The sequence below is a fragment of the Klenkia soli genome, from assembly GCF_900103975.1.
GTDB lineage: Bacteria > Actinomycetota > Actinomycetes > Mycobacteriales > Geodermatophilaceae > Klenkia > Klenkia soli.
The window spans coordinates 57,440-81,867 of the sequence record NZ_FNIR01000012.1 but is presented as its reverse complement, the minus strand read 5'-3'; the positions used below and the strand labels follow the sequence as shown (position 1 = coordinate 81,867).

Below are 24,428 nucleotides of genomic sequence, written 5' to 3'. Positions count from 1 at the left end.
GGGGCCTACGCGGGCAGGGCCTCGACCGTGCCGGCGTCGATGCGGTCGGCCAGACGTCCGGTGGCCCAGGCGCCGTCGCCCAGGAGGTGGTCGATGGCGGTCAGCCGCGAGGTGTAGTGCCCCACGGAGTACTCGGCGGTGACGCCGATCCCGCCGTGCAGCTGGATGGCCTCCTTGCCGATGTGCCGGCCGGCCTTCGACGTCTGCAGCCGGGCCCGGTCGGCGGCGGCCAGCACGGCCTCCGGCGACGACCCAGGAGCGTCCAGGACCATCGTGGCCCACAGCGCGATGCTGCGGACCAGCTCCAGCGACACGTACATGTCCGCGGCCCGGAACGTGAGCGCCTGGAACTTGCTCAGCGGCACCCCGAACTGCTTGCGGGTCTTCAGGTACTCGCTGGTGGTGGTCAGCGCGGTCTGCATCGCGCCGACCGCCTCGTGGGCGTAGGCCACGGTCGCGCGGGCCAGGGCCAGCTCGACGTCGGCGGTGCGGTCGGCGGTGCCGTCGCCGAGCAGCTCGGCCGGGGTGCCGTCGAAGGTCACCCGGGCGGCCCGGGTGCCGTCGTGCGTGCGGTACCCGCTGCGGGTCAACCCGGCGGCCTCTGCGCGGACGACGAACAATGCCGTCCCGCCGTCGACCGCGGCGGACACCACGAGGACGTCGGCCCGGGCGCCGGAGGGCACCGGCTCCTTGACCCCGGTGAGGGTCCAGCCGTCACCGGCCTGCGCCGCGGTCACGCCGGAGGCCGACGCCGTCCAGCGGCTGTCCGGCTCGGCGTGGGCGAACACCACCAGCGAGGCGCCCTCGGCCAGCGGGCCGAGCAGCTCGGCACGCTGCTCGGCGGTGCCGACCGCGGCGACCAGGCCGCCGGCCAGCACCACGGACTCGACGAACGGCTCGGGGGCGAGCACCTTGCCGATCTCGGTGGCGACGAGGGCCACCTCGGCCTGGCCGGCGCCCATGCCGCCGTCCTCCTCGGCGAAGGGCAGGCCCAGCACGCCCATCTCGGCGAGGCGGGCCCACGTCCCCTCGTCGAAGCCGGGGTCCTTGGCCGTCACGGCCCGGCGCTTCTCGGGGTCGTAGGCCCGCTGCAGCAGGCCGGCGACGGCCTCGCGGAGGGCGTGCTGCTCGGTGTCGAAGGTGAAGTCCATGTCAGATCACAACCCCAGGATCGTGCCGGCGATGATGGTGCGCTGCACCTCGTTGGAGCCTCCGTAGATGGAGACCTTCCGGTAGTTGAGGAACTCCGGGGTGGCCACCCGCGCCCACTCGGGGACGTCGGTGTCGTCGTCCTCGGCGAAGGAGGCCAGCGACAGCGGGCCGGCGATGTCCACGATCAGCTCGGTGGCCGACTGCTGCAGCTCCGAGCCGCGCAGCTTGAGCACCGAGGAGGCCGGGTTCGGCTTGCCGTCGGTGGAGTTGGAGACCACGCGCAGCGCGGTCAGCTCCAGGGCCAGCAGCTCGGTCTCGAGCTCGGCGATGCGGGCGCGCATCGAGGGGTCCTCGATCAGCGGGCGGCCGCCGGAGGTGATGCGGGTGGCGTGGGCCTTGGCGTCGACCAGCATGCGCTTGGTCGCCCCGACCCGGGCGATGCCCACGCGCTCGTTGCCCAGCAGGAACTTGGCGTAGTCCCAGCCGCGGTTCTCCTCGCCGATCAGGTTCTCGGCGGGCACCCGGACGTCCTCGAAGAAGACCTCGTTGACCTCGAAGCCGCCGTCGAGCAGCTCGATCGGGCGCAGGGTGACCCCGGGGGTGTCCATCGGGAAGACCAGCAGCGAGATGCCGCGCTGCTTCTTCTCGGCACCGGGGTCGGTGCGGCACAGGCAGAAGATCCAGTCGGCGTACTGGCCGAGCGTGGTCCAGGTCTTCTGGCCGTTGACCACCCAGTCCTCGCCGTCGCGGACGGCGGCGGTGCGCAGGCTGGCCAGGTCGGAGCCGGCGTCGGGCTCGGAGAAGCCCTGGCACCACCAGATGTCGAGGTTGGCGGTCTTCGGCAGGAAGCGCTCCTTCTGCTCCTGGCTGCCGAAGGCGGCGATGACCGGCCCGATCATGGAGGCGTTGAACGCCAGCGGCTCGGGGACGGCGGCCAGCTGCATCTCCTCGCGCCAGATGTGGCGCTGCAGCGGCGTCCAGTCCCGGCCGCCCCACTCGGCGGGCCAGTGCGGCACGGCCAGGCCGGCCTCGTTGAGGATCTGCTGGACCTCGACGTACTGCTCCTTGGTGACGTCGCGGTGGGCGGCGACGTCGTCCCGGATCGACTGCGGGACCTTCGTGGTGAAGAACGTGCGCATCTCGTCCCGGAACGCCTGGTCCTCGGGCGACAGGTGCAACTGCATGGACGACCCTCTCTCCTCCGGTGGCGGCGGCGCGCACCGTGGGCTCCGACGATCCCACACTTCCTACTGGCGGGTAACCGGGGATCAGTAGGCGACCGTGCCGGGGGTGCCACCGCCGACCGCGACCGCGTCGCCGGTGATCGCGACGCTGCGCGGGGAGCAGAGGAACGCCACCACGTCGGCCACCTCGGCGGCGGTGACCAGCCGACCGATCCGGGTGTCCGCGGGGGCCGCGGCGACGTCGGGCGGGGTGCGCTCGGTGACGGTGCGCCCGGGGTGGACGACGGTCACGTTGACCCCCGCCGGGCCCAGCTCCTCGGCCAGGTTCGCCGTCATCGCCGCCACGGCCACGTTGCGCACCGTGCCGACCAGGTTGCCGGTGGCCCGGGCGTTGAGCCCGCTGACGTTGACGATCCGGCCCCAGCCCTGCGCGGTCATGTGCGGGGCCACGGCCCGGGCGGTGCGCAGGTAGCCCAGCACCTTCGTCTCCACCTCGACCCGCAGGGCGTCGTCCTCGAGGTCGGCCAGCGACGGCACCGGTGCGCTCGACGCCGGCCGCGCCGCGGCGTTGACGAGCACGTCGACCCCGCCCCAGGCCTCGACCACCGCGGTGACGGCGGCCCGCACCGCGGCGTCGTCGGTGGTGTCGGCCGGCACCACCAGCGACTCCCCGGGCAGCGAGGCGGCCACGGCCTCCAGGTCGTCGCGGGAGCGGGCCAGCAGCGCGACCCGCGCCCCCTCCTCGGCCAGCCGCAGGGCGACCGCCTTGCCGATGCCGCGCCCGGCGCCGGTGACCAGCACCCGCTTGCCGTCCAGCTGCAGGTCCATCAGGCACCCACCGTCGCGAGGAAGCCCGGCGCCCGGCGGGCCTGCGCCTGGTCCTCGAAGTCGGCGGCGACGTCCAGCAGGTCGGCGTCGGCCCAGCCGGTGCCGATGAAGCTGACCCCGACCGGCAGCGCGCCGCGCGGCCCGGCGAACCCGGCCGGGACGCTGACCGACGGGTAGCCGGCCACCGCGGCCGGGCTGGAGGAGCTGTAGACGAAGTCGTCGGCCACGCCGTCCACGCTCGCGTACCGGGTGACCCAGGCCGGCGTTCCGGTGAGCGCCACGATCGCGGTCAGGTCGTCGTCCTCGCCCGGCCCCTGGGCGAGGGTCTCGTCGACCGACCGCTGCGCCAGGTCGCGGATCGTGTCGCGGGTCTGCTCGGCGTCGGGGGCCTCGATGGCCTCGGTGAAGAGCTCCTGGCCGAAGTAGGCCAGCTCGACGGGGTCGTCGGCGTTCTCGGCGACCAGGCCGGCGAGGTCGTCGGGCACGTCGCCGTCGGTGGCCGCGAGGTAGGCGGTCAGGTCGCGGTCGAACTCGGCCAGCAGCGCCGGCGTCTCGCCCGCGCCGATCTCGTCCTGGTAGGGCAGCTCCACCGGCACGGTCGTCGCCCCGGCGGCCTCCAGCGCGTCGACGGCGGAGGTGAGGACGGCGAGGGTCCCGGCGTCGACCCCGGCATCCGCGGCGGGGGACCAGACCCCGATGCGCGCGCCCTGCAGGGCGTCGAGGTCCAGGTCGGCGAAGCCGGTGTCCACGTGGTCCGGGGACTGCCCGGTGGCGTCGTCGGCGTCGTCGGGGCCGGCCACGACCGCCATCAGCAGTGCGGCGTCGACGGCGTGCCGGGCGATCGGCCCGGCGGTGTCCTGCTCGGCGGAGATCGGCACGATGCCGTCCCGGGAGACCTGGCCGATCGTCGGCTTGAGCCCCACCACGCCGTTGGCGCCGGACGGGCAGACGATCGAGCCGTCGGTCTCCGTGCCGATCGCGACCTGCGCGAACGAGGCCGCCACGCCGGCCGCGGAGCCGGAGGAGGACCCGCACGGGTTGCGGTCGAGCACGTACGGGTTCGCCGTCTGCCCGCCCACGCCGGACCACCCGCTGGTCGAGTCGTCGCCGCGGAAGTTCGCCCACTCCGAGAGGTTGGCCTTGCCGATCACGACCGCCCCGGCCTCGAGGAGGCGGGTGGTGATCGTCGCGTCGTCGGGCTCGGAGTCGACCAGCAGCCGGCTGCCCGCGGTGGTGGGCAGGTCGGCGGTGTCCACGTTGTCCTTGAGCAGCACCGGGATGCCCTCCAGCGGGCTGCGTGCCCCGCCGTCGGCCCGGGCGTCGTCGCTGGCCTGCGCGTCGGCCAGCGCGTCGGGGTTCAGGGTGAGGACGGCGCCGACGTCGTCGTCGTGCTCGGCGATGCGGTCCAGGTAGGCCTGGGTCAGCTGGACCGCGGTCAGGTCGCCGTCGTCCATCATCGACTGCAGGTCGGGGATGGTCAGGGCGTCCAGGTCCAGGGGGTCCAGCGGTGAGCCGGTGCCGGCGGTGGCGGCCGCGGGTTCGGCATCGCCCCCCGAGGTGCAGCCGGCCAGCAGCAGCGCGGCGACGGCGAGCAGGGCAGGCGTCCGGGGTGAGCGCATGCCCCACGCTAGGAGTGCGTCGACCCGCCGGCCACCTCACCCGGGAGGGGGACCCCGAGGCGCCCCGGCTCCAGGCGGGCCCGCGCGGTGCCGAGACCGGGGGCGTGGCCGTTCCCGTCGTCGTCCCCCCGTCCGGGGTGCCCGGACCCGGGCGCCCGGGTCCGGTCGGCCGCGCGGGCGCGCTGGACACGGCCCGGGTCAGCCGGGCGGTCGTGCACGCGGCCTCCGTCCGGGTGGACGTCGCCGTCCTGGTCGTCACCACCGACGGGGACGCCGCCCGGGTCCGCTGGGCCAACGCGGGTGTCGAGCGGCTGCTCGGGCACGCCGCGGCCGACCTGGTCGGCACCCCCCTCGACCACCTCTTCCCGCACCCCCCGCTGGGCGGGGTCGCCGCGCTGCTCCGCCACGAGCGCTCGGTCACCGTCGAGCTGCAGGCCCGGGACCGCACGGGGTCGCTGGTCGAGCTGGCCGTGGTCACCACGCCGTCGACCGACGCCGGGGTCTGGACCGTCTCGGCGCAGCACGCCCGCAGCGACGCCGAGCGGGCGCTCGCCGACTCCGCGGCGGCCCACGAGCGGCGGTTCACCACCCTGACCCAGCGCTCCCCGATGCCGACCCTGCTCTCGGAGCAGGGCCTCCGGCTCGCGCACGTCAACGACGCCTTCTGCCGCCTCACCGGCCGTCAGGCCGAGGAGCTGCTCGGCACGGGGTGGCTGGCCAGCGTGCACCCCGACGACGTCGACGCGGTCGTCGACGTCGCCGCGGCCGTGCTCAGCGGCGGTGCCGGCGACATCCGCGCCCGGCTGCTGCGCGGCCCCGACGACGAGCGCAGCGCCCTGCTGCGCTTCTCCCACCTGCACACCCCGGACCTCGGCAGCGGTTTCGTGGCCACCGCGGAGGACGTCACCGAGCGGCTGGCCTTCGAGGCCCAGCTCGCCCACCAGGCCACCCACGACCCGCTGACCGGCCTGCCCAACCGGGCCCGGCTGGCCACCTACGTCGGCGAGCGTTTCCTGCCCGGGACGCGGGACGGGCTGGGCTGCCTGTTCCTCGACATCGACGACTTCAAGGTGGTCAACGACTCGCTCGGCCACGCCGCCGGGGACCAGCTGCTGGTGCAGGTGGCGCAGCGGCTGCGGACCGCCGTGCGGCCCACCGACCTGGTGGTGCGGTTCGGCGGCGACGAGTTCGTGGTGGTGTGCGAGGACGTCGACGAGGACGCCGTCGTCGCGCTGGGCCGCCGGATCTCCGTCGAGCTGGCCCGCCCGGTGCAGCTGGGCGGCGTGAGCGTGAGCGTGCGGGTCAGCGTCGGGGTCACCGTGCAGACCCCCGCGCACCTGACCGCGGACGAGCTGGTCCGGGACTGCGACATCGCCATGTACCAGGCCAAGGCCGACGGCAAGGGCCGGGTGTCGGTGCTGGACCAGAGCTCCCGCGAGGAGGCCCGCGACAAGCTGCGGCTGGTCGCCGACCTGCGGGCCGCGATCGACGGGGGCCTGCTCACCCTGGCCTACCAGCCGGTGGTCGAGACGGCCACGCTGGCCCCGGTGGGCGTCGAGGCCCTCGCCCGCTGGACCCACCCGACCCGCGGGGCCGTGGGGCCCGACGTCTTCGTCCCGCTCGCCGAGGAGAGCGGGCTGGTCGACGCGCTGGGCAGCTGGGTGCTCGAGGAGGCCTGCGGCCAGCTTGCCGCGTGGGACGCCGAGCTCGGCCTGGCGGCCCCCCGCACGGTCAACGTGAACGTGTCGGCGCTGCAGCTCGACGACCACCTGCCCTCGCTGGTGGCCACCACCCTGTCCCGGCACGGGGTCGGCGCCGAGCGGTTGTGCGTCGAGCTCACCGAGTCCGCGCTCATGCGCGACGCCGACCAGGCCCGCGCCGTGCTCGACCAGCTCCGCGAGCTGGGTGTCACCATCGCCGTCGACGACTTCGGCACCGGCTACTCGTCGCTGGCGCACCTGCGCCGGCTGCCCGTGGACCGGCTCAAGATCGATCGGTCCTTCGTGGCCGAGCTGTCCGAGGGCCACCCCGAGATCACCGGCGCGGTCGTCGCGCTGGCCGTCGGGCTCGGGCTGGACAGCGTGGCCGAAGGGGTCGAGGACGTGTCGCAGGTCCGTGCACTGGCCGAGCTGGGCGCCACCCACCTGCAGGGGTTCGGCATCGCCCGCCCCATGAGCGGGGCGGCCACCGCCGCCTGGTTCGCCGAGCGTGCCCGGTGAACGCGCTGCTGGTGGACGGCGCCGAGCACCCGGAGGTCGACGAGGCCGACGGGCCCGCCGCCGACGTCCTGCTGCCCGAGGCCACCTTCGACCCGCACGAGGTGCTCGCCAGCATCGACAGCATGGCCGCCCAGCGGCCCGTCGCGGCCCAGATCGTGGCGCTCACCCACGCCGACGACGCCGGTGCCAAGGAGCTGGCGCGTCTGCTGGCCGCCGACGTCGCGCTCACCGGCCGGGTGTTCAAGCTCGCCAACTCGGCGTACTACGGGCTGAGCGGGCGGGTCTCCTCGCTGCAGTTCGCCGTCACGGTGGTCGGCTTCTCCACGGTGCGGTCGATGGCCAGCGTCGCGCTGACCAGCACCGACCAGACGAACCTGCCGCCGGAGCACTGGACGACCAGCACCCACCTGGCACTGGCCGCCTCGGCGCTCGCACCCCGGATGGGGCACCGGGCGGCGGACGCCCTCTGCGTCGGGTTGCTGGCCCAGCTGGGGGCGGCGCTGCTGCACCACCACGACCCCGAGGGCTACGGCGAGCTGACCACCGAGCACACCGCGGCCGCCGCCCGCCGCGCCGCCGAGGTGGAGCGCTACGGCGTGCACGCGGTCGAGCTGACCGCCGCCGCCATGCGCCAGTGGGGCTTCCCCGCCGCCATGATCAGCCCGTTGGCGCAGCTCCAGGACGACACGTCGGTGGACGGCGGGCTGCTGCGCGGGGCGTTCGAGGTCACCGAGCGCCTCACGGCCAAGGGTCACCGGCCGGTGCCCATCCACCGGCTGACCTGCGAGCGGATCCGCGAGGTGGACGTCGTCCCGGTGCTGACCCACGTCCGCACCGAGGCCGCCGACCTGCGCCGGGTCCTGCAGAGCTGACCGTCCTCCGCTCACGGGTGGACGATGGTCGGCGTGTTCGAGATCGACGAGATGGCCCTGCTGACCCGGGAGGTCCTCCGCGAGCGGGGCGCCGAGCTCATCGCCGAGGCGTGCGCGTGGGCGGTGGGCACCGGTGACCGGCCCCACCACACCCGCCGCCGCGGCCGGCTGGTCAGCACCGGCACCACGGTGGGGGTGCGGGCGGAGAACGGGCAGCTGCTGGGCGACGAGGAGGCCGGCCGGCTGGACCTCGCCGACGCCCGGCCGGGCAGCTTCGGCGACGCCCTGAACATGGCCGACGGCGAGGGCGGGCTGTACGCGGAGCGGTTCGACGTCGAGGTGCTCGAACCGTTCGTGCTGGCCACCTGCGTGCTGGCCGCCGAGCGGTTGCGGGCGGCGCGGCCCGGGGCGTGGGCGGAGCTGGCCGACGACGTCGGTGAGGACGCCGACGACCTGGCCGCCGTGGTGCGGGCGGGGGAGTGGGAGGCGCCGTTGCGGATCGTCGCCGAGCACCTGGTGCTGGCCGCGATCGGCGACACCCCGCTGGCGCTGGTGGAGGCCGAGGGCGTGCCGCTGTCGCTCGTGCGCGCGGCCGAGTCGATGACCCGGGAGGCCGCGCCGGTGCCCCCGGCCGAGCCGGCCGAGCTGTCCGGGGTGCTGTTCTTGGCCCGGGCCGCCGTCGCGGACCTGCCGAGCCCCATCCCGGCGTCGGAGGTGGACCGGGTGCTCGCCGCGCTGCTGGCCGAGGGGCTGGAGCGGGACGAGGTGCTCGCCGTCCTGGCCGACCTGCCCCTCGAGCCCGCGGCCGAGACCGACCTGCGGCGGCTCGCCGAACGCCTCCCCGGGTAGCGCCGGGGGCAGGTCCGCAGTCCCCAGGACGCAGCGGGTCCTCGCGACACCAGCGCGAAGCTATTCACATGATGACTACACGTGGTGTAGACACACGCCCATGTCGTTGACCGAGGTGCACTTGGCGCTCCTCGCGGGTGCGCCCCGGCACGGGTACGAGATCAAGCGGGAGCACGACGCCTGGTTCCCGGACACCCGCCCCCTGCCCTTCGGGCAGGTGTACGCGACGCTGGCCCGCCTGCAGCGCGACGGCCTGGCCGAGGTGGTCGAGACCCGCATCGAGAGCGGGCCCGAGCGGACCGTCTACGCGCTGACGGCCGACGGGGTGGCCCGGCTGCGCGCCTGGCTGGCCGAGCCGGCGGTGGCCACGGGCTCGGGCGCCGAGGAGATCGTGCGCAAGACCATCGCCGCGCTGCACACCGGCATCGACGTCGACGGGTTCATCGCCCGCCAGCGCGCCGCGCACCTGCGTTGCATCCGCGACCTGCAGGCCGAGCCGCCGCACACCGCACCCGCCGAGCGGCTGGTCCGCGAGCACCTGATCGCGCACCTCGACGCCGACCTGCGCTGGCTCGAGCAGGCCGCCGAGCTGCTCCCGGCCTCACCCCCGCCCGGTTCCGCACCCACCGACGTCGTCCCGACCACCGAGGGAGAGCACCCATGACCCGCACGCCGTCGTCCCGACCGGACGAGCCCGCCGTCGTCCTGTCCGGGGTCGGGTACAGCTACGGCCGGACGCCGGCGCTCGAGGATGCGTCCCTCACCGTCGCGGCGGGGGAGGTCGTGGCCGTCACGGGCCCCTCGGGCTGCGGGAAGTCCACGCTGCTGATGCTGGCCGCCGGGGTGCTCCGCGCCCAGGCCGGTCGGGTGCAGCTGGCGGGGCAGGACCTCGGCTCCCTCGGTGAGGCCGACCGGGCACGCCTGCGCCGGCGCGAGGTCGGCCTGGTCCTGCAGTACGGGCAGCTGGTCCCGGACCTGGGCGTCGTCGACAACATCGCGCTGCCGCTGCTGCTCGAAGGGCGTCCGCCCGGCGACGCGCGGCGGGCGGCGACCAGCTGGCTGGAGCGGGTGGGGCTGGAGCTGACCGGGGACGAGCGACCCGGCGAGCTCTCCGGCGGGCAGGCCCAGCAGGTGGCGGCGGCCCGGGCCCTGGTGGCCTCGCCCCGGCTGCTGCTGGCCGACGAACCGACGGCGAGCCTGGACCCCCGTGCCGGCCGCGAGCTGCTGGACCTCATGGTCACCACGACCCGCAGCAGCGGCGGGTCGGTCGTGCTCGTCAGCCACGACAACACGGTCGCCGCCCGGGCCGACCGCGAGGTGCGGCTGCGCGCTGGGCGGGTCGCCCACGAGGTCGGTCTGGCATGAGCACCTCCGACGCCGCGCGGTGGCCGGCGCTGTGGGCGATCGCCCGGACGGGCGCGCTCTCCAGCCGCACCCGGTCCCGGGTGGTCGCCCTGGGCAGTGCGGGCGCGGGTGCCCTGCTGCTGACCGTCCTCGCCGTCCTGCGCACCCCCGCGCGGCCGGTGCCCACGGGGCAGGAGGTCGTCGTCGTCGACACCTACTACGACCCGGGCTTCTCGCCGCTGGTGACCAGCGCGGAGATCCGGGTGGGGGTCCTCACCGGCATCCTGCTGGTCACCGCGGCGGCTCTCGCCCTGGTCGGGCAGGCCCTGACCACGGGGAGCGTCCGGCGCCGGCGGACCACCCGGGCGCTGGGCCTGGTCGGCGTCACCCCGGGTGAACTGCGTGCCGTCAGCGCCCTCGCCCTGGTTCGGGCCGGCCTCGCGGGCGGCCTCCTCGCGGCTCCGCTCTACCTGGTCCTGTGGGCGGCCCTCGGTCCGGCGGCCGACCCGGTGTTCCGCTTGCTGCCCGCCATCGGGTGGCCCGACCTGCTCGGCTGGGTCGTCGTCGTCCTGGCCTGCGGGGGGCTCGCGGCGGCGGCGGGTGCGGTCACCGGGACGGCACGGACCTGGCTCCCGCCGCTGCGGTGGGTGGTGCTCGGCCTCGTCACCGCCCTCGTGGCTGCGGTGGCCGCCGTCCCCGTGCTGGGGACGTGGGACCGGCGGGCCGGGGTCGCCGGTGTGGGCCTGGTCGTGGCCCTGCTGCTCGCCCTCGCGCTGACCACGGGCACCGGGTGGGCGTACCACCGCGCAGCCCGCCTGCTGCGCTCCGGGACCGCCGGCGCCGTCCTCACCGCGGCCGGCCTGACCGCCGCCGCCGGGCCGATCGGCACCGCCGCGGCGGTCTGCCTGCTCGCCGGGCTCGCCCTCGGCGTCAGCTCGACCCTGCTGGCCACGACGCTCGCCACCCCGGTCGACTCCGTCTACGCCGGGCAGCTGCCCGGCATCGCGCTGACCGCGACCGCGGCCGGGTCGGCGCTGCTCATCGCCCTGGCCACCGCCACGCTGGGAGCGGTCGACGACCTCGCCACCCACCGGCGCACGTGGGCGGCCACCGCGGCACTGGGGGCAGAACCCGAGCTGTTGCACCGCGTGCACGCGCGACGGCTGCGCATCGCGACCGTCGTCCCGACCACCACCGGAGCGGCCGCGGGCGCCCTGCTGGGCACCGCGGTCACCGGAGCCGGCGGTGAGCTCATCCCGCTGACCGCGGCTGTCGTGCTGAGCTGCGTGGCGACCACCGCCGGCGTCGTCCTGGGCCTCAGCGCGCTGGTGTCCACCCTGCTCCGCGGTCGGCTCGCGCGCGCCGTCGACCCGCACGCCCTCCGGGTCGCCTGATGGCCGAGGCGCCCGTCCCCGGTCCGGAGCCGGCGAGCGTCGTCGCCGCCCGGCAGCTGGCGCAGGAGGCGCGCGACCGGGTCCGACGGGATCCGGGCAGACCGGGGACGACGGTCCGCCGCCGACGGTCGCGGTAGGCCGTCCGCCCGTGCCGGCCCGTCCGCTGCGGGTCGCCGGGATCAGGCCGGCCGCAGCGTGACCAGCGCGCCGGACTCGCGGCGGTGGCGGCCGCGGGGACGCAGCTCGGCGGTGGGGTGCCAGCCCGGCGTCGGCGGTGTCCGCAGGGGACCGTCGTCGAACCACCGGGGGCTGCTGTCCACGGCGCGCAACCGGAGCGATCCCGGCACGGTGCCGCGGAGGGTGCCGGGGGCGTCGGCCTCGACCTCCTCGCTGATCACGTGCACGTCGACGACGGTCCCCGACACCGCCCGCTCGAGGCGGAGCAGCGGGTCGACCACCAGGACCCCGACCAGGTCGACCGCGCCGTGCACCTCCCGCGGAGCCGACCAGTGCGCCCGCCAGTCGACCGCGTCGAGGCGGGTCGGCCACGCGGGCCCGGTGGTGCCGTCCGGTTTGCGCCGGTTCCACGGCTCGGCCCAGGTGTTCCCGTGCGCGTGGAGCTCCTGGACGGTGGGATCAGCGCCCGCGGCGGGATCGCGTTCGTGGAAGGCCAGCCGGTAGACGACCTGGTCGCCGCGGGCGGGGGGTGGTACGGCGCCGTCACCGAGGACCCAGGAGGGGACGACGACCAGCAGCTCGGTCACCGCCCCAGCGTGCCGCGGCGACCTGGCCGCCGTCCACGGGCCCGTCGGCGGTGCCCGGTTTGCCCCGGCTTCGTGCGGGCACGGCTCTCCCGAGATCGAATCGACTGCGAGGAGATGGCCCGATGGCCGAGCACGGTGTGGAGAAGGTCCGCGAGCTGGTGGCGGACGAGAAGATGGCGATGCTGACGACGGTGGGCGCCGACGGTTCCCTGGAGAGCCGGCCGATGTCCCTGCAGGAGGTCGAGTTCGACGGCGACCTGTGGTTCTTCGCCGAGGCCGACGGCGGGCCGGCGAAGAGCATCGCGGCGAACCCGAAGGTGAACGTGACCACCGGTTCGCGGTCGAGCTGGGTGTCCATCGCCGGCGAGGGCAGCGTCGTCACCGACGTGGCGAAGAAGAAGGAGCTGTGGAACTCCGGCGCCGAGGCCTGGCTGCCGCAGGGCCCCGAGGACGCCTCCGTCGTCCTGATCAAGGTCGACGGCAGCAGCGCGGAGTACTGGGACACCCCGGGCGCCGTGGCGACCGCGATCAGCTTCGTGAAGGCGAAGGCCACGGGCGAGCGCGCCCAGGTCGGCGAGAACGAGAAGGTCGACCTGCCCTGAGCCGGCCGGGGTCGGGTCCGCCCGCGGGCGTGCCCGACCCCGCCCCGCGTCAGCCCGCTCCGTGCTGCGGCGGGGGAAGCCTGCGCAGCAGGTAGGACTGCTGGCCCAGCGTCCAGAGGTTGGTGGTGATCCAGTACAGGAGCACGAGGATCGGGAAGAACAGTCCCGAGGCGAACAGACCCACCGGCGTGCCGTACAGCAGCACCTTCTGCACGGTGGCGGCCTGGCCCTCGACCGGGCCCGAACGGCGCTGCATCTGCCGCTGGGTCCAGAAGGTCGTGGCGCACGTGGCGACCAGCAGCAGCACAGCCACCAGGCGGGCGTCGCCCGCCGTGGAGGAGGAGGCGACGGGCGCGCCGAGCAGGGTGGCCTCCGCGGCCTGGCGGGTCAGCTCGGTGGACCAGCCGTAGAGACCGGCGGCGCCCGGTGCGATGCGCCGCAGCACGTGGAGCAGGCCGAGGAAGACCGGGATCTGCGGCAGGACCGGCAGGCAGCCGGCCAGCGGGTTGACCCCGCGCTCCCTCTGCAGGTCCAGCACCGCCTTGCTGAAACCCGCCGTGTCGTCGCCGTGCCGGGTGCGCAGCCGGTCGATCTCGGGGTGGAGCTCCTGCATCGCCCGCTGGCCGGCCACCTGCCGGGCGGCCAGCGGGAACAGCAGGACGCGGACGGTGACCACCAGCAGGACCACGGACAGCGCCCAGGTGACGCCTCCGGCCGGCGGCAGGACGGTGGAGAGCAGTGAGTGCCACACCTCGAGCACCCACGAGACAGCGGTGTAGAGCCAGTCGAGCACGGGACGTCCCCCTCGGACGCGGACCCGCGGGACCTCCTGCGCCACGGGCAGGGTCCGGCGAGCAGATGGGCCTGGACGGCGCCGGCGGGAGTGCCGGCGGTGGTGCGAACCGTTCAGGCGGCCTGGGGAGCCCGGGGGAGGGGACGGCCGGGGGTGCGGGGGTGCGACTGCCGGCGGAAGGAGCCCCGGCGGCAGCGCTCGTCGCGCCGGGGGGTGTGCACGGGCCCGGCCGAGCGCGCGTCGATGCCGGTGCCCCGACGGGCGCCGAGGACGAGGGCGGCGAGCAGGCCGGCGGCGAGCACGGTCGTGGCCAGCAGGGCCGGGGACGCCGACTCCTGCACGCCGAGGACCCAGAGCCCGGAGGCGAGGACGACGAGGAGCCAGGCCTGCACGGGCAGCCCCTTCCTCGACGTCGGTCGCGCCTGCGCAGCATGGCAGGACGAAGGGACCGTGTACACCGACGGGGCGCCGGCCGACCCTCGACTCAGGGCTGCACGAACCCCCGGTGGACGGCGGTGACCAGCCGGCGGGGGACGAGCACCGGCCGGCCGTCGACGACCACCGGCACCAGGTCCGGCGGGGTGGCCCGCCACGTCGCCCGCCGGTGCCGGGTGCTCGACCGGGACAGCTTGCGCTTCGGGACGGCCATCAGCCGCGCTTCCCGTAGCGGCGCTCGAACTTCTCGACCCGGCCGGCGGTGTCCAGCACGCGGGCGCTGCCGGTCCAGAACGGGTGCGACGCGCTGCTGGTGTCCACGGCCACCAGCGGGAGCGTCTCGCCGTCCAGCTCGATCACCTCCGTCGACGTGATGGTCGACCGGGTGCGGTAGACCGTGCCGGTGGCCGCGTCGCGGAAGGCCACGGTCCGGTACTCGGGGTGGATGCCCTGCCTCATCGGTTCTCCTCGCTCAGGTGGGTGCTGGGGTCCGCGGGGCTGGAGGCCTCGCAGGGGTCGGTGTGGGTCTCGCCGAAGGGGTCCTCGAACGCCCGCCAGCCCTCGGGGCCGAGGGCGAGCTCCTCGTCGGTGAGCAGCGCGCCGGCCAGGGCGCCGGTGAGGACGTCGGCCGGCTGCCGGTGGGTGAGGACGACGAGCTCGGTGTCGCGGTCGCCGTGCACCGGGTCCCAGCGCAGCGCGGCGGCCACCCGGCGCTCGTCGTCCACCTGGGCCCACAGCTGCTCGTCGTCCCCGATCGTGGCCAGCCACTGGCCGGCGTCCCCGATCTGCAGGCCGCCGCCGGCGGACTCCAGCCACACCGCGTGCTCGTGCTGGGTGGCCAGCCACAGCCGGCCGCGGGCACCCACGACGCCGTCGAGCAGCACGTCGAAGGCCTCGTGCAGCCGCTCGGGGTGGAACGGTCGCCGCGCGGAGAACCGCACCAGCTCTATGCCGGCGTCGGCGTCCAGCGGGGGCTGGCCGGTCAGCTGCGCGTCGTGCGGGTGCCGCACGCGGCCACGCCGGGCGGTGCGGGGGAGGCCGGTCAGCACCCGGGCAGGGCGCCAGTGCTCGATCGACCCGGTCCGGGCCGACGGCGTCCAGCGGTCCAGCGCGGCGTGCAGCCTGGCCGCCGTCCAGTCGTCGACCGGGGGACCGGCCAGCAGCAGGACGTCGGCGAACCCGGTGAGCCCGAGCAGCACCTGCGCGACGGTGCGCTCGTCGTCGGCGGTGGCGGCCATGCCGCGCTCGGCCATCGTCTCCTCGCCGGTCACGTCGTCCAGCCAGGTGGCGGCCGCCAGCACGCCGACCACCGCCTCGACCGCGACCGCCTCGCCGGCGGTGGACCCGTCGTCGAGGACCAGGGCGTCCAGCGCGACGCACAGCTGCTCGGGCTCCAGTGCCGGGTCCAGCTGCAGCACGACCCGCTCGACGTCGGACCGCTCCGCCAGGGCGCGCAGCAGGGGGAGGACGTCCAGGCGCAGCGTGCAGGACAGGCAGCCGTGGGCCAGCTCCAGGGCGGTGCGCTCGGTGCGGCCGGCGCCGTCGGTGACGGTGCGCAGCACGACGCCCTCGGCGAGACCGCGGACGTCGTGGTGCACGAGGACGGTTCCCGGCGCGGAGGCCAGGAGGTGGGCGGCAGCGCGGCCGGTGTGCTCTCGGTGCAGACCGGCCACCAGGACCAGCGGGGTTCGGCTCATGGCGGTCGACTGTACATGCGAACGGGAATCATTCTCATGTAGGGTCCTCCGCCATGACCACCTACTGCGAGGTGACCGGTCGCCGTCCGACGTTCGGCAAGGCCGTGAGCCACTCCCACCGGCGGACCAGCCGCCGCTTCGACCCCAACCTGCAGCGCCGCCGCTTCTGGGTGCCCAGCGAGCACCGGTTCGTGCGGCTGACCGTCTCGACCCGTGGCATCAAGACCATCGACGCCCAGGGCATCGAGGCCGTCTGGGCCCGCGTGCGACGCGAGCGGGCGGCCGGCTGATGGCCAAGACCTCGATGATCGCCAAGAGCGAGCAGCGGAAGGCCGTCGTGGCGCGCCATGCGGCACGGCGCGCCGAGCTGAAGGAGCAGCTGCGCACCGGGTCCCCGGACGAGCGGGCCGCCGCCGTGGCCGCCCTGCAGAAGCTGCCCCGCGACTCCTCGGCCACCCGGGTGCGCAACCGGGACGTCGCCGACGGTCGCCCGCGGGCGTACCTGCGGGCGTTCGGGCTCTCCCGCGTCCGCTTCCGCGAGATGGCGCACCGCGGCGAGCTGCCCGGCGTCACCAAGGCCAGCTGGTGAAGCCCCCGCCGCGGCCCCGGAGGACGCGCCGTCTCGACGGCCCGGTCGACTGGAAGGACGCCCAGCTGCTGCGCACCTTCGTCGGCGACCGCGGCAAGATCCGCGCGCGGCGGGTGACCGGCCTGGAGCCGAAGGCCCACCGCGAGGTCTCGCGGGCGATCAAGAACGCCCGCGAAATGGCGCTGCTGCCCTACCCGTCGAGGGGCCGCTGACTCCGCTCCCGCACCGGAGAGGTGGGTCTTGACAGGCGGTCCGGTCGCGATCAATGTACTAATGCATTGGTTCATTGGTCGGGAGGCGTCATGGCCGGGTTGTCCACCTCGGTGCCGCTGGTGCTCGTCGTGCTGGCCGCGTCCGCGCTCGTCGTGGGGCTCGCCGCGACCGCCGTCCGCCGGCGGCAGCTCGACCCGCAGGTGGCCGACGCTCGACGGCACGGCGCGGGGGCCGGTGGGTTCGCGCTGCTCGCCGGGTCGGCCGCAGCGGTGCTGGTCGGCCTCGCCGATCCCGCTGCCGGTCTCGGGCCCGGGGTGTCGGTCGCGCTGGCCCCCCTCGCGTTCGCCGCCGTGCACACCGCGGTGCTCTGGGTGGCGGAGTCGGCCTGGCCGCGGCCGCGCGGTGCGGTCCGCACGGCCTCGCTGGCGCCCCGGCGGTTCCCGGTGCCGGCGCGGCGGATGCGGGCGGTGCTGGTCCTCTCCGTGGCCGGGGCCGCCGGGGTCGCGGTGACCGGGATGGCCACGGCCGCCCCGGACGGGCGGTCGATCGCCGGGGCGGTGCACGTGCTGCCCGACGGGCTCGGCTCGGTCGGGCCCTCGGCCGCCGGGCCCTACCCGGGGGCCGTCTACGCCGCCCCGGTGCTGGTGGGCCTCGTGCTCCTCGTCGTCCTGGTCGTCCTCGCCGTGCGCACCGCCCTGACCCGGGCAGCGGTCCCGGGCGACGGGTCCGCGGAGGTGGTGCTGCGCGCGGCGTCGGTGCACCGGATCCTGCGGGGCGCGTCGGCCGGTGTGCTCGTGGAACTGGGCGGGCTGCTCGCCTTCGGTTCGCTGGCCCTGCGCTCGGTGGCGCACGGCACCGCCGCCGGCGTCGACGACCGGGTGTTCGTGGTGGGCGGCAACCCCCTGCTGGAGGTGCTCGCCACGGTCGGTGCGGCGGTCGGCGGGCTCGCAGCACTGGCCGGCATCGCGCTGCTCGCGGTCCCGGCGCCGCGGCTCCGCCCGGTGCCACCGGCGCCGTCCGGCCCGCCGCCGGCCGCGGTCCCGGCGGGGCTGCCGTGACCGCCACCGATGCCGGGAGCCTGGTCCTGCGCGTGGACGTCACGTCGCCGGTGCCGGTCTACGAGCAGCTGCGCGCCCAGGTGACCGCGCTGGTCACGGCCAGGCAGCTGGTGCGCGGTGACCGGCTGCCCGCCGCCCGCGCCCTGGCCGCCGACCTGGGGCTGGCGGTGGGCACGGTGGCGCGGGCCTACCGCGAGCTGGAGGCGACCGGCGTGGTGGTGTCCCGCAGGCGCACCGGCACGGTGGTGGCCGGCCCGGTGGACCGCCGTCCGGACGCCTCCGCGGACCTGGTCGCCGGTGCGGCCGCCGACCTGGTGCGGGTGGGCCGGGCCGCCGGCTGGACCGACGAGCAGCTGGTCTCGGCGCTCCGCGCGGCCCTCCTCCACCCCCCACCGTGATCATCGGGGAGCGGGGGCTCAGCGGCGGTAGCGGACCAGCCGGGCGCTGTTGGCGGCCACCGCGACCGAGCTGGCGTTGTGCAGGACCGCCGCGAGCACGGGCGACAGGGCCCCGCCGCCGGCGACCACCAGGCCGACGCCGTTGACCGCGATCGACATGCCGTAGTTCTGCCGCACGATGTGCAGGGTGCGCCCGCCCAGGTCGCGCAGGTCGAGCAGGTGCCGCAGGTCGTCGCCGACCAGCGCGACGTCGGCGGTCTCCACCGCGACGTCGGTGCCCGAGACGCCCATGGCGATGCCGATGTCCGCGCTGGCCAGGGCCGGGGCGTCGTTGGTGCCGTCGCCGACCACGGCGACCACGTGACCCTCGGCCTGCAGGGCGCGGACGACGTCCTGCTTGTGCTCGGGCAGCACCTCGGCGCGCCACTCGTCGATGCCCAGCTCGGCCGCCACCGCTGCGGCCGCGGTCGCGTGGTCGCCGGTCAGCATCACGATCCGCCGCACCCCGGTCGCCCGCAGCCGGGCCAGGACCTCCGGGGTCTCGGGCCGGATCTCGTCGCGCAGGCTGACCAGCCCGACGAGCTCGCCGTCGACCGCCAGCAGCAGCGGCGTCTCGGTCTGCGCCCGCAGGTCGGCCAGCCACCGCACCGCGTCGGCGGGCACCGGGACGCCCTCGGCGGCCATCAGCGCCTCGCTGCCCAGCAGCAGCACCCGGCCGTCGGCCTGCGTGCGCATGCCCAGCCCGAGCAGCACCTCGCACTCCTCGTGCGGCGGGATGAACACGTGCCGCTCCTCGGTGGAGCGGATCACCGCCTGGGCCAGCGGGTGCCGGGAGTGGATCTCCGACGACGCCGCGTAGCCCAGCACCTGCTCCGGCGTCCACCCCGCGTCGAAGGAGACGACGTTGGTGACCACCGGGCGGCCGACGGTGAGCGTGCCGGTCTTGTCGAACACGACGGCGTCCACCCGGCCGGCGGCCTCGAGGTGGGCGCCGCCCTTGATCAGCACCCCGCGGGAGGCGCCGTTGCCGATGGCGGCGCTGACGGCGGTGGGGGTCGAGAGGCCGACCGCGCACGGGCAGGCGACCAGCAGCATGGTCATCGCGCGGCGGACGTCCCGGGTGACCAGCCAGGTGGCCGCGGCCAGCGCGAAGGAGGCGGGCACGAAGCGCCGGGAGAACTCGTCGCCGACGGTCTGGATCGGTGCCCGGTCGTCCTGGGCCTGCTCGACCCTGGCGATGATCCGGCCGATCGCGGTGTCGGCACCGGTGGCCGACGCCCGGACGACGATCCGCCCGCGCAGGTTCACCGACCCGGCGTGCACGACCGAACCGGCCCGCACGGTGACCGGCAGCGGCTCGCCGGTGATCGCGGCCTGGTCGACCACGCCCTCGCCCTCGACCACCTCGCCGTCGACGGCGATCGTCGCCTGCTCGTGCACGACCACCAGGTCACCGACGCGCAGGCGGGCCAGGTCGACCTGCTGCTCGACGCCCTCGGCGGCGAGGACCCAGGCGGTGGACTCGGTGCCGGCCAGCAGGGCCGAGATGGCGTTGCGGGTGCGCCGCAGGGTGAGGTCCTGCAGCCACTCGCCGATGTTGAGCAGCCACAGCACGGTCAGCGCGACGACGTTCTCGCGCAGCAGCAGGCTGGCCACCGTCGCCGCCGTGACCAGCGCGTCGGTGCCGGCGGTGCGCTGACCGGTGAGGGCGCCCACGGCACCCTTCATGAACGGGTACCCGGTGAAGACCGTGACCGCGGTGGCGGCCAGCCGCGACTGCCCGGACAGCACCGGGGGCCGGCCCAGCACGTAGCGGCGGACGCCGAGCAGCACCAGCGCCGCCCCGCCGACGGCGATCCGCAGCAGCTCGCCGTTGCCGACGTCGGCCGACCGGGGACGGCGGGCCACGACGGCGTCGGCCGGACGGGTGGACGCCTCGACCACCGCGGCCAGGACGGCCTCCCGGTCGGTGCCGGGAGCGGTCCACACGACGACGTGCCCGGTCACCGGGAACGCCTGGACGGCGAGCACGCCCGGCACCTCGTCGAGGGCGTCCTCGACCAGCACGGCCCGCGACGGGGACCCGACGAGCTCGGGGACGGCCAGCCGCAGACGACCGCCGGCGTCGGCGACGAGCATCAGTGGCTGTGGTCGTGCCCGGCGGAGCGGTCGGCCGGCGGCGGGGCCTGCTCGCCCAGGTCGGCGTAGGCCTTGGCGCGGACGTCGCCGGCGGCCAGGCGGGCCTTCTCCACGGCCTTCTCGGCCCGCCGGGCGCCCAGGATGCCGAGCTTGGTGGCGCCGACGGCGACCTTCGACGGCAGGCTGCCGGACTCCCCGCGCTCGGCCGCGCGGACCACCACCACCCCGACGACGCCGGTGGCGACCGTGCCCACGGCCTTGCGGAGCAGGGACCCGGCCCCGGCGGTGCGGGACTTCTTCGACTCGGCCACGGGGACTCCTCGTCCTGGTTCGGCGTGCGACGCTGTGCGCCGACACGGTACTGGGAACCATGTTCATGGAGGAGAGCCGGGTGCTGGACGAGGCGCAGGTCACGGGGCACCGTGTGCGCTCCACCGACGTGCTGGTGGTCCTGCTCCTGCTCGTCGTGGCCGCCCGGTTCCTCCTCCCCGGGGCGTTCGACGCGCCGGTCGTCCAGGCCTGGTCGACGGTGTTCGTGGCGGTGTGCCTGCAGGCGTTGCCGTTCCTGGTCCTCGGCGTCCTGCTGTCGGCGGCGATCAGCACGCTGGTCCCGGCCTCGTTCTTCGCCCGGGCACTGCCCCGGCGTCCGGCGCTGGCGGTACCGGTCGCCGGGGCCGCCGGTCTGGTGCTGCCCGGGTGCGAGTGCGCGTCGGTGCCCGTGGCCGGCAGCCTGGTCCGCCGCGGCATCACCCCGGCCGCGGCGCTGGCGTTCCTGCTCTCGGCACCGGCGATCAACCCGGTGGTGCTGGTGGCCACCGCGGTCGCCTTCCCGGACGCCCCCGCGGTGGTCGTCGCCCGGTTCGTGGCCTCGCTGGCTGTGGCGCTGGTGATGGGCTGGCTGTGGACGGCGTTCGGGCGGGGGGAGTGGCTGCGGCTGCCGACCCGCCACGAGCACCCGCCCGGCGACGGTCGCGCGGCGGCGTTCCTCGGCGTGGTGCAGCACGACCTGGTGCACGCCGGCGGGTTCCTGGTCGTGGGCGGGCTGACCGCGGCCGCGCTGAACGTGCTGGTGCCCCGGGCCTGGCTGGACGCCCTGGCCGCCGAACCGGTGCTGGCGGTGCTCGTGCTGGCCGCCCTCGCCGTGCTGCTGGCCATCTGCTCGGAGGCCGACGCGTTCGTCGCGGCCGGGCTGACCTCGTTCTCCCTCACCGCGCGGCTGGCCTTCCTGGTGGTCGGACCGGCGGTCGACGTCAAGCTGGTGGCCCTGCAGGCCGGCACGTTCAGGTCCCGCTTCGCCGTCCGGTTCGCGCCGGTCACCTTCGGCGTCGCGGTCGCCTCGGCGTCGCTGGTCGGCTGGTGGCTGCTGTGAACCGGCTGACGCAGCACCTGCTGCTGGTGCTGCTGGGCGGGGTGACGCTGCGGGTGGCGCTGGGCCAGGGGTACCTGGCCTACGTCCAGGCCGGGTTCCGCCCGCTGCTGGTCGCCGCGGGTGCCGCGGTGCTGGCGGTCGGCGTGCTCGGCGTGCTGCGCGGCCGGCCCGGGACCACGGAGCACCCGGGCCCGCGGGTCGCCTGGCTGCTGGTGGCGCCGGTGGCCGTCCTGCTGGTCGTCGCGCCCGGACCGCTGGGCGCCTTCACCGCCCAGCGCCAGGCCGCCCCGGTCAGCGCACCGGCCACCGAGGTGCCGCTCGGGATCGGGGCCGACGACCCGGGTGCGGACCACCGCACGATGACGTTGTCGGGGTACGCGATCCGCACCCAGCAGACCGACACCTCCCCGCTGGAGGGACGCACCATCCGGCTGGTCGGGTTCCTGTCCCCCCGCGAGGGCGGGGGTTGGTACCTCGCGCGCATCCGCATCGCCTGCTGCGCGGCCGACGCGACCGCCGTCCAGGTGGTGCTCGACGGCGACGTGCACGGCACGGCCGACCAGTGGGTGGAGGTGGTGGGCCGCTACGCCCCGTCGTCGCCGCACCCCGGTCTGGGCTACCCCGAGCCCACCCTGACGCCGGACACGGTCACGCCGGTCCCCGCGCCGGCCGACGGCTACGAGGACTGAGCGACCCGCTGCCCGGCCCAGGCCGCGTCGTGGTCGAGCTCGTCATCGGGGAGCCGCGGCGGAGGTGGCCCGGCGGGGGAGCGACCACGCGGCGGCCACGGCCGGCAGCGAGAGCAGCGCCAGGGTGAGCAGGGTCGGTGCGGCGCGACCGCCGGCGACCTCGACCGCCAGCACCAACACCACCCCACCGGCGTTGCCGGCCAGCAGCAGCAGGCTGGTGGCCCGCGCGGCACGGTCGGCCCCGACGTGCAGCTCGGCCCACTCGAGGGCGACCGGCAGGCCGGCGAGCAGCACGAACCCGACCAGCGGCAGGACGACCAGCAGGACGCCGGTGGCCGCGCCGGCGGGCACGACGGCCGCGACCGCGAAGCCGCCGGCGCTGGCCAGGGCGGCGGCCAGCAGCACGACCCGCCGCCGGTCGCGGGTGGCGGCCCAGGCGGGCAGGGATGCCGCACCGGCGATGCCGGCCACGGTCATGCCCGCGATCAGCGGTCCGGCGAGCCCCGGACGACCCAGGTCGCCGAGCACGGGGTCCAGCCAGGTCGCGACCGCGTTGAACACCCCCACGCCGACGAACAGCATGACGGCCAGGCCCACCAGCAGCCGGTCGCGCAGGAGCCCGGGTGCACCGGGTGCGACGGCGGCCGGGGGCGTTCCGCGGGCGGGGACGCGGCGCACCAGGACGACGAACACCACCCCGACCGCGAGCACGGCGACGGCCTCGGCGCGCAGCAGCCCGGGCAGGCCCACCGCGTCGACCACGGGACCGGCGACCAGGGCGGCCACCAGGATGCCGACGAACTGCGCCGCGCTGGCCGCCGAGATGGCGGCGGTGCGGGCGGCCGGGGCGACGTAGCGGACGGCGAGCACCGTGGTCGCCCCCAGCACCAGCGGCTGCCCGGCCGAGACCATCAGCTGGCCGCCGAGGACCACGCCGTAGGAGTGGACGTCGACGGCCCGCACCACGGCCCCCAGCGCCGTCAGCGCGGCACCGGCGGTGAGCGCCTGGACCAGTCTGCGGTCCAGCCAGCGCCCGGCGGACACCGCGAGCAGGACGAAGACCAGCGGGTTGACCGCGGCCAGGTTGGCGATGGCCCCGGTGCCCACCCCCAGGGCGCGGGCCGACTCGTCGGTGACCGGGGCGAAGGTCAGCCACAGCACCTGCGTGGCGGCGACCAGGGCGCAGAACGCGACGACCAGGGCGGTGGCGCCCGCCGTCGTGCGGGGAGCGGCCGTGTCTCGATCGGTCATCCCGGGCTCCTCGTCGGCGGGCGTCCTGCTGGGCGCCGGTGCGGTGAGGGTGACCCACGCAACCAGTGTGGGTCAACCGTCCTGGTCGGGCGTCCTACTCTGCGCCGTGCACCTCGACGACCTCGAACGTGCGGGTGGGGGAGACGAACTCCTCCTGCGCGGCGACCGTGAGGATCTCCCGGCTGCCGGCCTCGGCGGTCATGCGCAGCAGCCCGAAGACCGACGCCGCCGCCGACCCCAGCGCCTGCGCGGCCGACCCGGTCGACATCCAGTGCGCCAGGAACAGCGCGGCGATCGCGTCGCCGGCGCCGTTCACCGAGAGCCCGAGCTCGGGCGTGCGCACCCGCCACGCCCGCCCGGCCTCGGCGGCAAGCAGGTCGACCGCGTCGTCCGGGGTGTCCTCGACGTCCAGGCTGGTCACCAGCACCACGCGCGGGCCGGTGGCCTGCAGCGCCGCCACGGCGTCGAGGACCTGCGGCAGGGTGGTCGTCGTCCGGCCGGTGAGCAGGTCCAGCTCGAAGTGGTTGGGGGTGACGACGTCGGCGGCCGGGACGGCGACGTCGCGCATGAACTCGGCGATCCCGGGCCGGACGAACACGCCGCGGCCGACGTCGCCGATCACCGGGTCGCAGCAGTAGACGGCGGACGGGTTGGCCGCGCGCACCCGCGCGACCGTGCCGACGACGGCGTGCCCGATGTCGGCCGAGCCCAGGTAGCCCGACAGCACCGCGTCGCAGGTGCCCAGCACCCCGCGCTCGGCGATCCCGTCGACCACCTCGTCGACGGCCTGCCCGTCGAAGACCCGCCCGGTCCACGACCCGTAGCCGGTGTGGTTGGAGAACTGGACGGTGTGCACCGGCCAGACCTCGTGCCCCAGGCGCTGCAGGGGGAACACCGCGGAGGCGTTGCCGACGTGCCCGTAGGCCACGTGGGACTGGATCGAGAGGACGTTCGCCACGGGCGGCGACCC

Annotated in this window: 28 protein-coding genes; 14 read left to right on the top strand and 14 right to left on the bottom strand. The window is 75.9% G+C overall.

The window, feature by feature from the left end; translation table 11 throughout:
• Positions 1-5 precede the first annotated feature (5 nt).
• From BLS67_RS18260 to BLS67_RS18245, 4 genes are all read right to left on the bottom strand, one after another.
• A complete protein-coding gene (locus BLS67_RS18260; RefSeq protein ID WP_091247834.1) occupies positions 6-1,151 on the bottom strand; it encodes an acyl-CoA dehydrogenase family protein in 1,146 nt (381 codons plus the stop codon).
• A gap of 6 nt (positions 1,152-1,157) precedes the next feature.
• Entirely contained in the window at positions 1,158-2,336 is a 1,179-nt protein-coding gene (locus tag BLS67_RS18255; protein ID WP_091247832.1) for an acyl-CoA dehydrogenase family protein, read from the bottom strand.
• 84 nt (positions 2,337-2,420) lie between these two features.
• Entirely contained in the window at positions 2,421-3,164 is a 744-nt protein-coding gene (locus tag BLS67_RS18250) for an SDR family NAD(P)-dependent oxidoreductase (protein ID WP_091247831.1), read from the bottom strand.
• Entirely contained in the window at positions 3,164-4,783 is a 1,620-nt protein-coding gene (locus BLS67_RS18245) for an amidase family protein (RefSeq protein WP_091247829.1), read from the bottom strand. Before BLS67_RS18245 ends, BLS67_RS18250 begins: the two co-directional genes overlap by 1 nt.
• Before the next feature lie 104 nt (positions 4,784-4,887).
• On the opposite strand from BLS67_RS18245, the gene BLS67_RS18240 reads away from it, so the two are divergent.
• From BLS67_RS18240 to BLS67_RS23910, 6 genes are all read left to right on the top strand, one after another.
• The gene (locus BLS67_RS18240) at positions 4,888-7,002 is read left to right on the top strand and encodes a putative bifunctional diguanylate cyclase/phosphodiesterase (protein ID WP_165617652.1); all 2,115 of its coding nucleotides are present in this window, start codon (positions 4,888-4,890) and stop codon (positions 7,000-7,002) included.
• On the top strand, positions 6,999-7,874 hold the full coding sequence (locus tag BLS67_RS18235) for an HDOD domain-containing protein (RefSeq protein ID WP_242654178.1): 876 nt from the start codon (positions 6,999-7,001) through the stop codon (positions 7,872-7,874). Before BLS67_RS18240 ends, BLS67_RS18235 begins: the two co-directional genes overlap by 4 nt.
• A 24-nt stretch (positions 7,875-7,898) precedes the next feature.
• Positions 7,899-8,723: a hypothetical protein gene (locus BLS67_RS18230; protein WP_091247828.1), complete on the top strand. Its 825-nt coding sequence runs from the start codon at positions 7,899-7,901 to the stop codon at positions 8,721-8,723.
• Positions 8,724-8,823: 100 nt separating this feature from the next.
• On the top strand, positions 8,824-9,387 hold the full coding sequence (locus tag BLS67_RS18225; protein ID WP_091247826.1) for a PadR family transcriptional regulator: 564 nt from the start codon (positions 8,824-8,826) through the stop codon (positions 9,385-9,387).
• Positions 9,384-10,088 (top strand): ABC transporter ATP-binding protein, encoded by a 705-nt coding sequence (locus BLS67_RS18220; protein WP_091247824.1) that lies wholly within the window; start codon positions 9,384-9,386, stop codon positions 10,086-10,088. Before BLS67_RS18225 ends, BLS67_RS18220 begins: the two co-directional genes overlap by 4 nt.
• On the top strand, positions 10,085-11,461 hold the full coding sequence (locus tag BLS67_RS23910) for a hypothetical protein (protein WP_091247823.1): 1,377 nt from the start codon (positions 10,085-10,087) through the stop codon (positions 11,459-11,461). Before BLS67_RS18220 ends, BLS67_RS23910 begins: the two co-directional genes overlap by 4 nt.
• A gap of 179 nt (positions 11,462-11,640) precedes the next feature.
• Here BLS67_RS23910 and BLS67_RS18210 read toward each other — a convergent pair whose 3' ends face one another.
• Positions 11,641-12,225 carry a hypothetical protein gene (locus tag BLS67_RS18210; protein ID WP_091247821.1) on the bottom strand — a complete coding sequence of 195 codons (585 nt, stop codon included), beginning with the start codon at positions 12,223-12,225 and terminating at the stop codon, positions 11,641-11,643.
• Between the two features lie 122 nt (positions 12,226-12,347).
• On the opposite strand from BLS67_RS18210, the gene BLS67_RS18205 reads away from it, so the two are divergent.
• Positions 12,348-12,827 carry a pyridoxamine 5'-phosphate oxidase family protein gene (locus BLS67_RS18205; RefSeq protein WP_091247818.1) on the top strand — a complete coding sequence of 160 codons (480 nt, stop codon included), beginning with the start codon at positions 12,348-12,350 and terminating at the stop codon, positions 12,825-12,827.
• A gap of 49 nt (positions 12,828-12,876) precedes the next feature.
• Here the strand turns inward: BLS67_RS18205 and yidC are convergent, their stop codons facing one another.
• The 5 genes from yidC to mrf all read right to left on the bottom strand — a co-directional run bounded on the left by yidC (position 12,877) and on the right by mrf (position 15,752).
• Positions 12,877-13,620: a membrane protein insertase YidC gene (gene yidC / locus BLS67_RS18200; RefSeq protein WP_091247816.1), complete on the bottom strand. Its 744-nt coding sequence runs from the start codon at positions 13,618-13,620 to the stop codon at positions 12,877-12,879.
• Between the two features lie 113 nt (positions 13,621-13,733).
• Positions 13,734-14,012, bottom strand: a complete 279-nt coding sequence (locus tag BLS67_RS18195; RefSeq protein ID WP_091247815.1) for a hypothetical protein — start codon at positions 14,010-14,012, stop codon at positions 13,734-13,736.
• Between the two features lie 92 nt (positions 14,013-14,104).
• Positions 14,105-14,269 carry a 50S ribosomal protein L32 gene (rpmF, locus tag BLS67_RS18190; protein ID WP_091247813.1) on the bottom strand — a complete coding sequence of 55 codons (165 nt, stop codon included), beginning with the start codon at positions 14,267-14,269 and terminating at the stop codon, positions 14,105-14,107.
• Complete coding sequence (locus tag BLS67_RS18185) at positions 14,269-14,514, bottom strand: type B 50S ribosomal protein L31 (RefSeq protein ID WP_091247812.1); 246 nt, start codon at positions 14,512-14,514, stop codon at positions 14,269-14,271. The genes rpmF and BLS67_RS18185 overlap by 1 nt, the downstream gene beginning before the upstream one ends.
• Positions 14,511-15,752 (bottom strand): ribosome hibernation factor-recruiting GTPase MRF, encoded by a 1,242-nt coding sequence (gene mrf, locus BLS67_RS18180; RefSeq protein WP_091247810.1) that lies wholly within the window; start codon positions 15,750-15,752, stop codon positions 14,511-14,513. Before mrf ends, BLS67_RS18185 begins: the two co-directional genes overlap by 4 nt.
• Positions 15,753-15,805: 53 nt before the next feature.
• Here mrf and rpmB point away from each other — a divergent pair, with 53 nt between their 5' ends.
• The 5 genes from rpmB to BLS67_RS18155 all read left to right on the top strand — a co-directional run bounded on the left by rpmB (position 15,806) and on the right by BLS67_RS18155 (position 18,010).
• The gene (gene rpmB, locus BLS67_RS18175; RefSeq protein ID WP_091247808.1) at positions 15,806-16,042 is read left to right on the top strand and encodes a 50S ribosomal protein L28; all 237 of its coding nucleotides are present in this window, start codon (positions 15,806-15,808) and stop codon (positions 16,040-16,042) included.
• Positions 16,042-16,341 (top strand): 30S ribosomal protein S14, encoded by a 300-nt coding sequence (gene rpsN, locus BLS67_RS18170; RefSeq protein ID WP_091247806.1) that lies wholly within the window; start codon positions 16,042-16,044, stop codon positions 16,339-16,341. Before rpmB ends, rpsN begins: the two co-directional genes overlap by 1 nt.
• Positions 16,338-16,553: a 30S ribosomal protein S18 gene (gene rpsR / locus BLS67_RS18165; RefSeq protein WP_242654177.1), complete on the top strand. Its 216-nt coding sequence runs from the start codon at positions 16,338-16,340 to the stop codon at positions 16,551-16,553. The genes rpsN and rpsR overlap by 4 nt, the downstream gene beginning before the upstream one ends.
• 90 nt (positions 16,554-16,643) lie before the next feature.
• A complete protein-coding gene (locus BLS67_RS18160; protein ID WP_091247805.1) occupies positions 16,644-17,612 on the top strand; it encodes a hypothetical protein in 969 nt (322 codons plus the stop codon).
• On the top strand, positions 17,609-18,010 hold the full coding sequence (locus BLS67_RS18155) for a GntR family transcriptional regulator (protein WP_207500715.1): 402 nt from the start codon (positions 17,609-17,611) through the stop codon (positions 18,008-18,010). Before BLS67_RS18160 ends, BLS67_RS18155 begins: the two co-directional genes overlap by 4 nt.
• An 18-nt stretch (positions 18,011-18,028) precedes the next feature.
• Here the strand turns inward: BLS67_RS18155 and BLS67_RS18150 are convergent, their stop codons facing one another.
• Together BLS67_RS18150 and BLS67_RS18145 are read right to left on the bottom strand one after the other, a co-directional pair.
• Complete coding sequence (locus tag BLS67_RS18150; RefSeq protein ID WP_091247803.1) at positions 18,029-20,149, bottom strand: heavy metal translocating P-type ATPase; 2,121 nt, start codon at positions 20,147-20,149, stop codon at positions 18,029-18,031.
• A complete protein-coding gene (locus BLS67_RS18145; RefSeq protein ID WP_091247801.1) occupies positions 20,149-20,460 on the bottom strand; it encodes a DUF1490 family protein in 312 nt (103 codons plus the stop codon). Before BLS67_RS18145 ends, BLS67_RS18150 begins: the two co-directional genes overlap by 1 nt.
• Before the next feature lie 59 nt (positions 20,461-20,519).
• On the opposite strand from BLS67_RS18145, the gene BLS67_RS18140 reads away from it, so the two are divergent.
• Positions 20,520-21,518, top strand: coding sequence for a permease (locus tag BLS67_RS18140; protein WP_207500714.1), 999 nt, complete (start codon positions 20,520-20,522; stop codon positions 21,516-21,518).
• Positions 21,515-22,207 carry a TIGR03943 family putative permease subunit gene (locus BLS67_RS23905; protein WP_165617651.1) on the top strand — a complete coding sequence of 231 codons (693 nt, stop codon included), beginning with the start codon at positions 21,515-21,517 and terminating at the stop codon, positions 22,205-22,207. The genes BLS67_RS18140 and BLS67_RS23905 overlap by 4 nt, the downstream gene beginning before the upstream one ends.
• 42 nt (positions 22,208-22,249) lie before the next feature.
• On the opposite strand, the gene BLS67_RS18130 is transcribed toward BLS67_RS23905, so the two are convergent.
• Complete coding sequence (locus tag BLS67_RS18130) at positions 22,250-23,458, bottom strand: MFS transporter (RefSeq protein WP_091247800.1); 1,209 nt, start codon at positions 23,456-23,458, stop codon at positions 22,250-22,252.
• Positions 23,459-23,552: 94 nt separating this feature from the next.
• Complete coding sequence (gene pdxY / locus BLS67_RS18125; RefSeq protein ID WP_091247798.1) at positions 23,553-24,416, bottom strand: pyridoxal kinase PdxY; 864 nt, start codon at positions 24,414-24,416, stop codon at positions 23,553-23,555.
• Positions 24,417-24,428 lie beyond the last annotated feature (12 nt).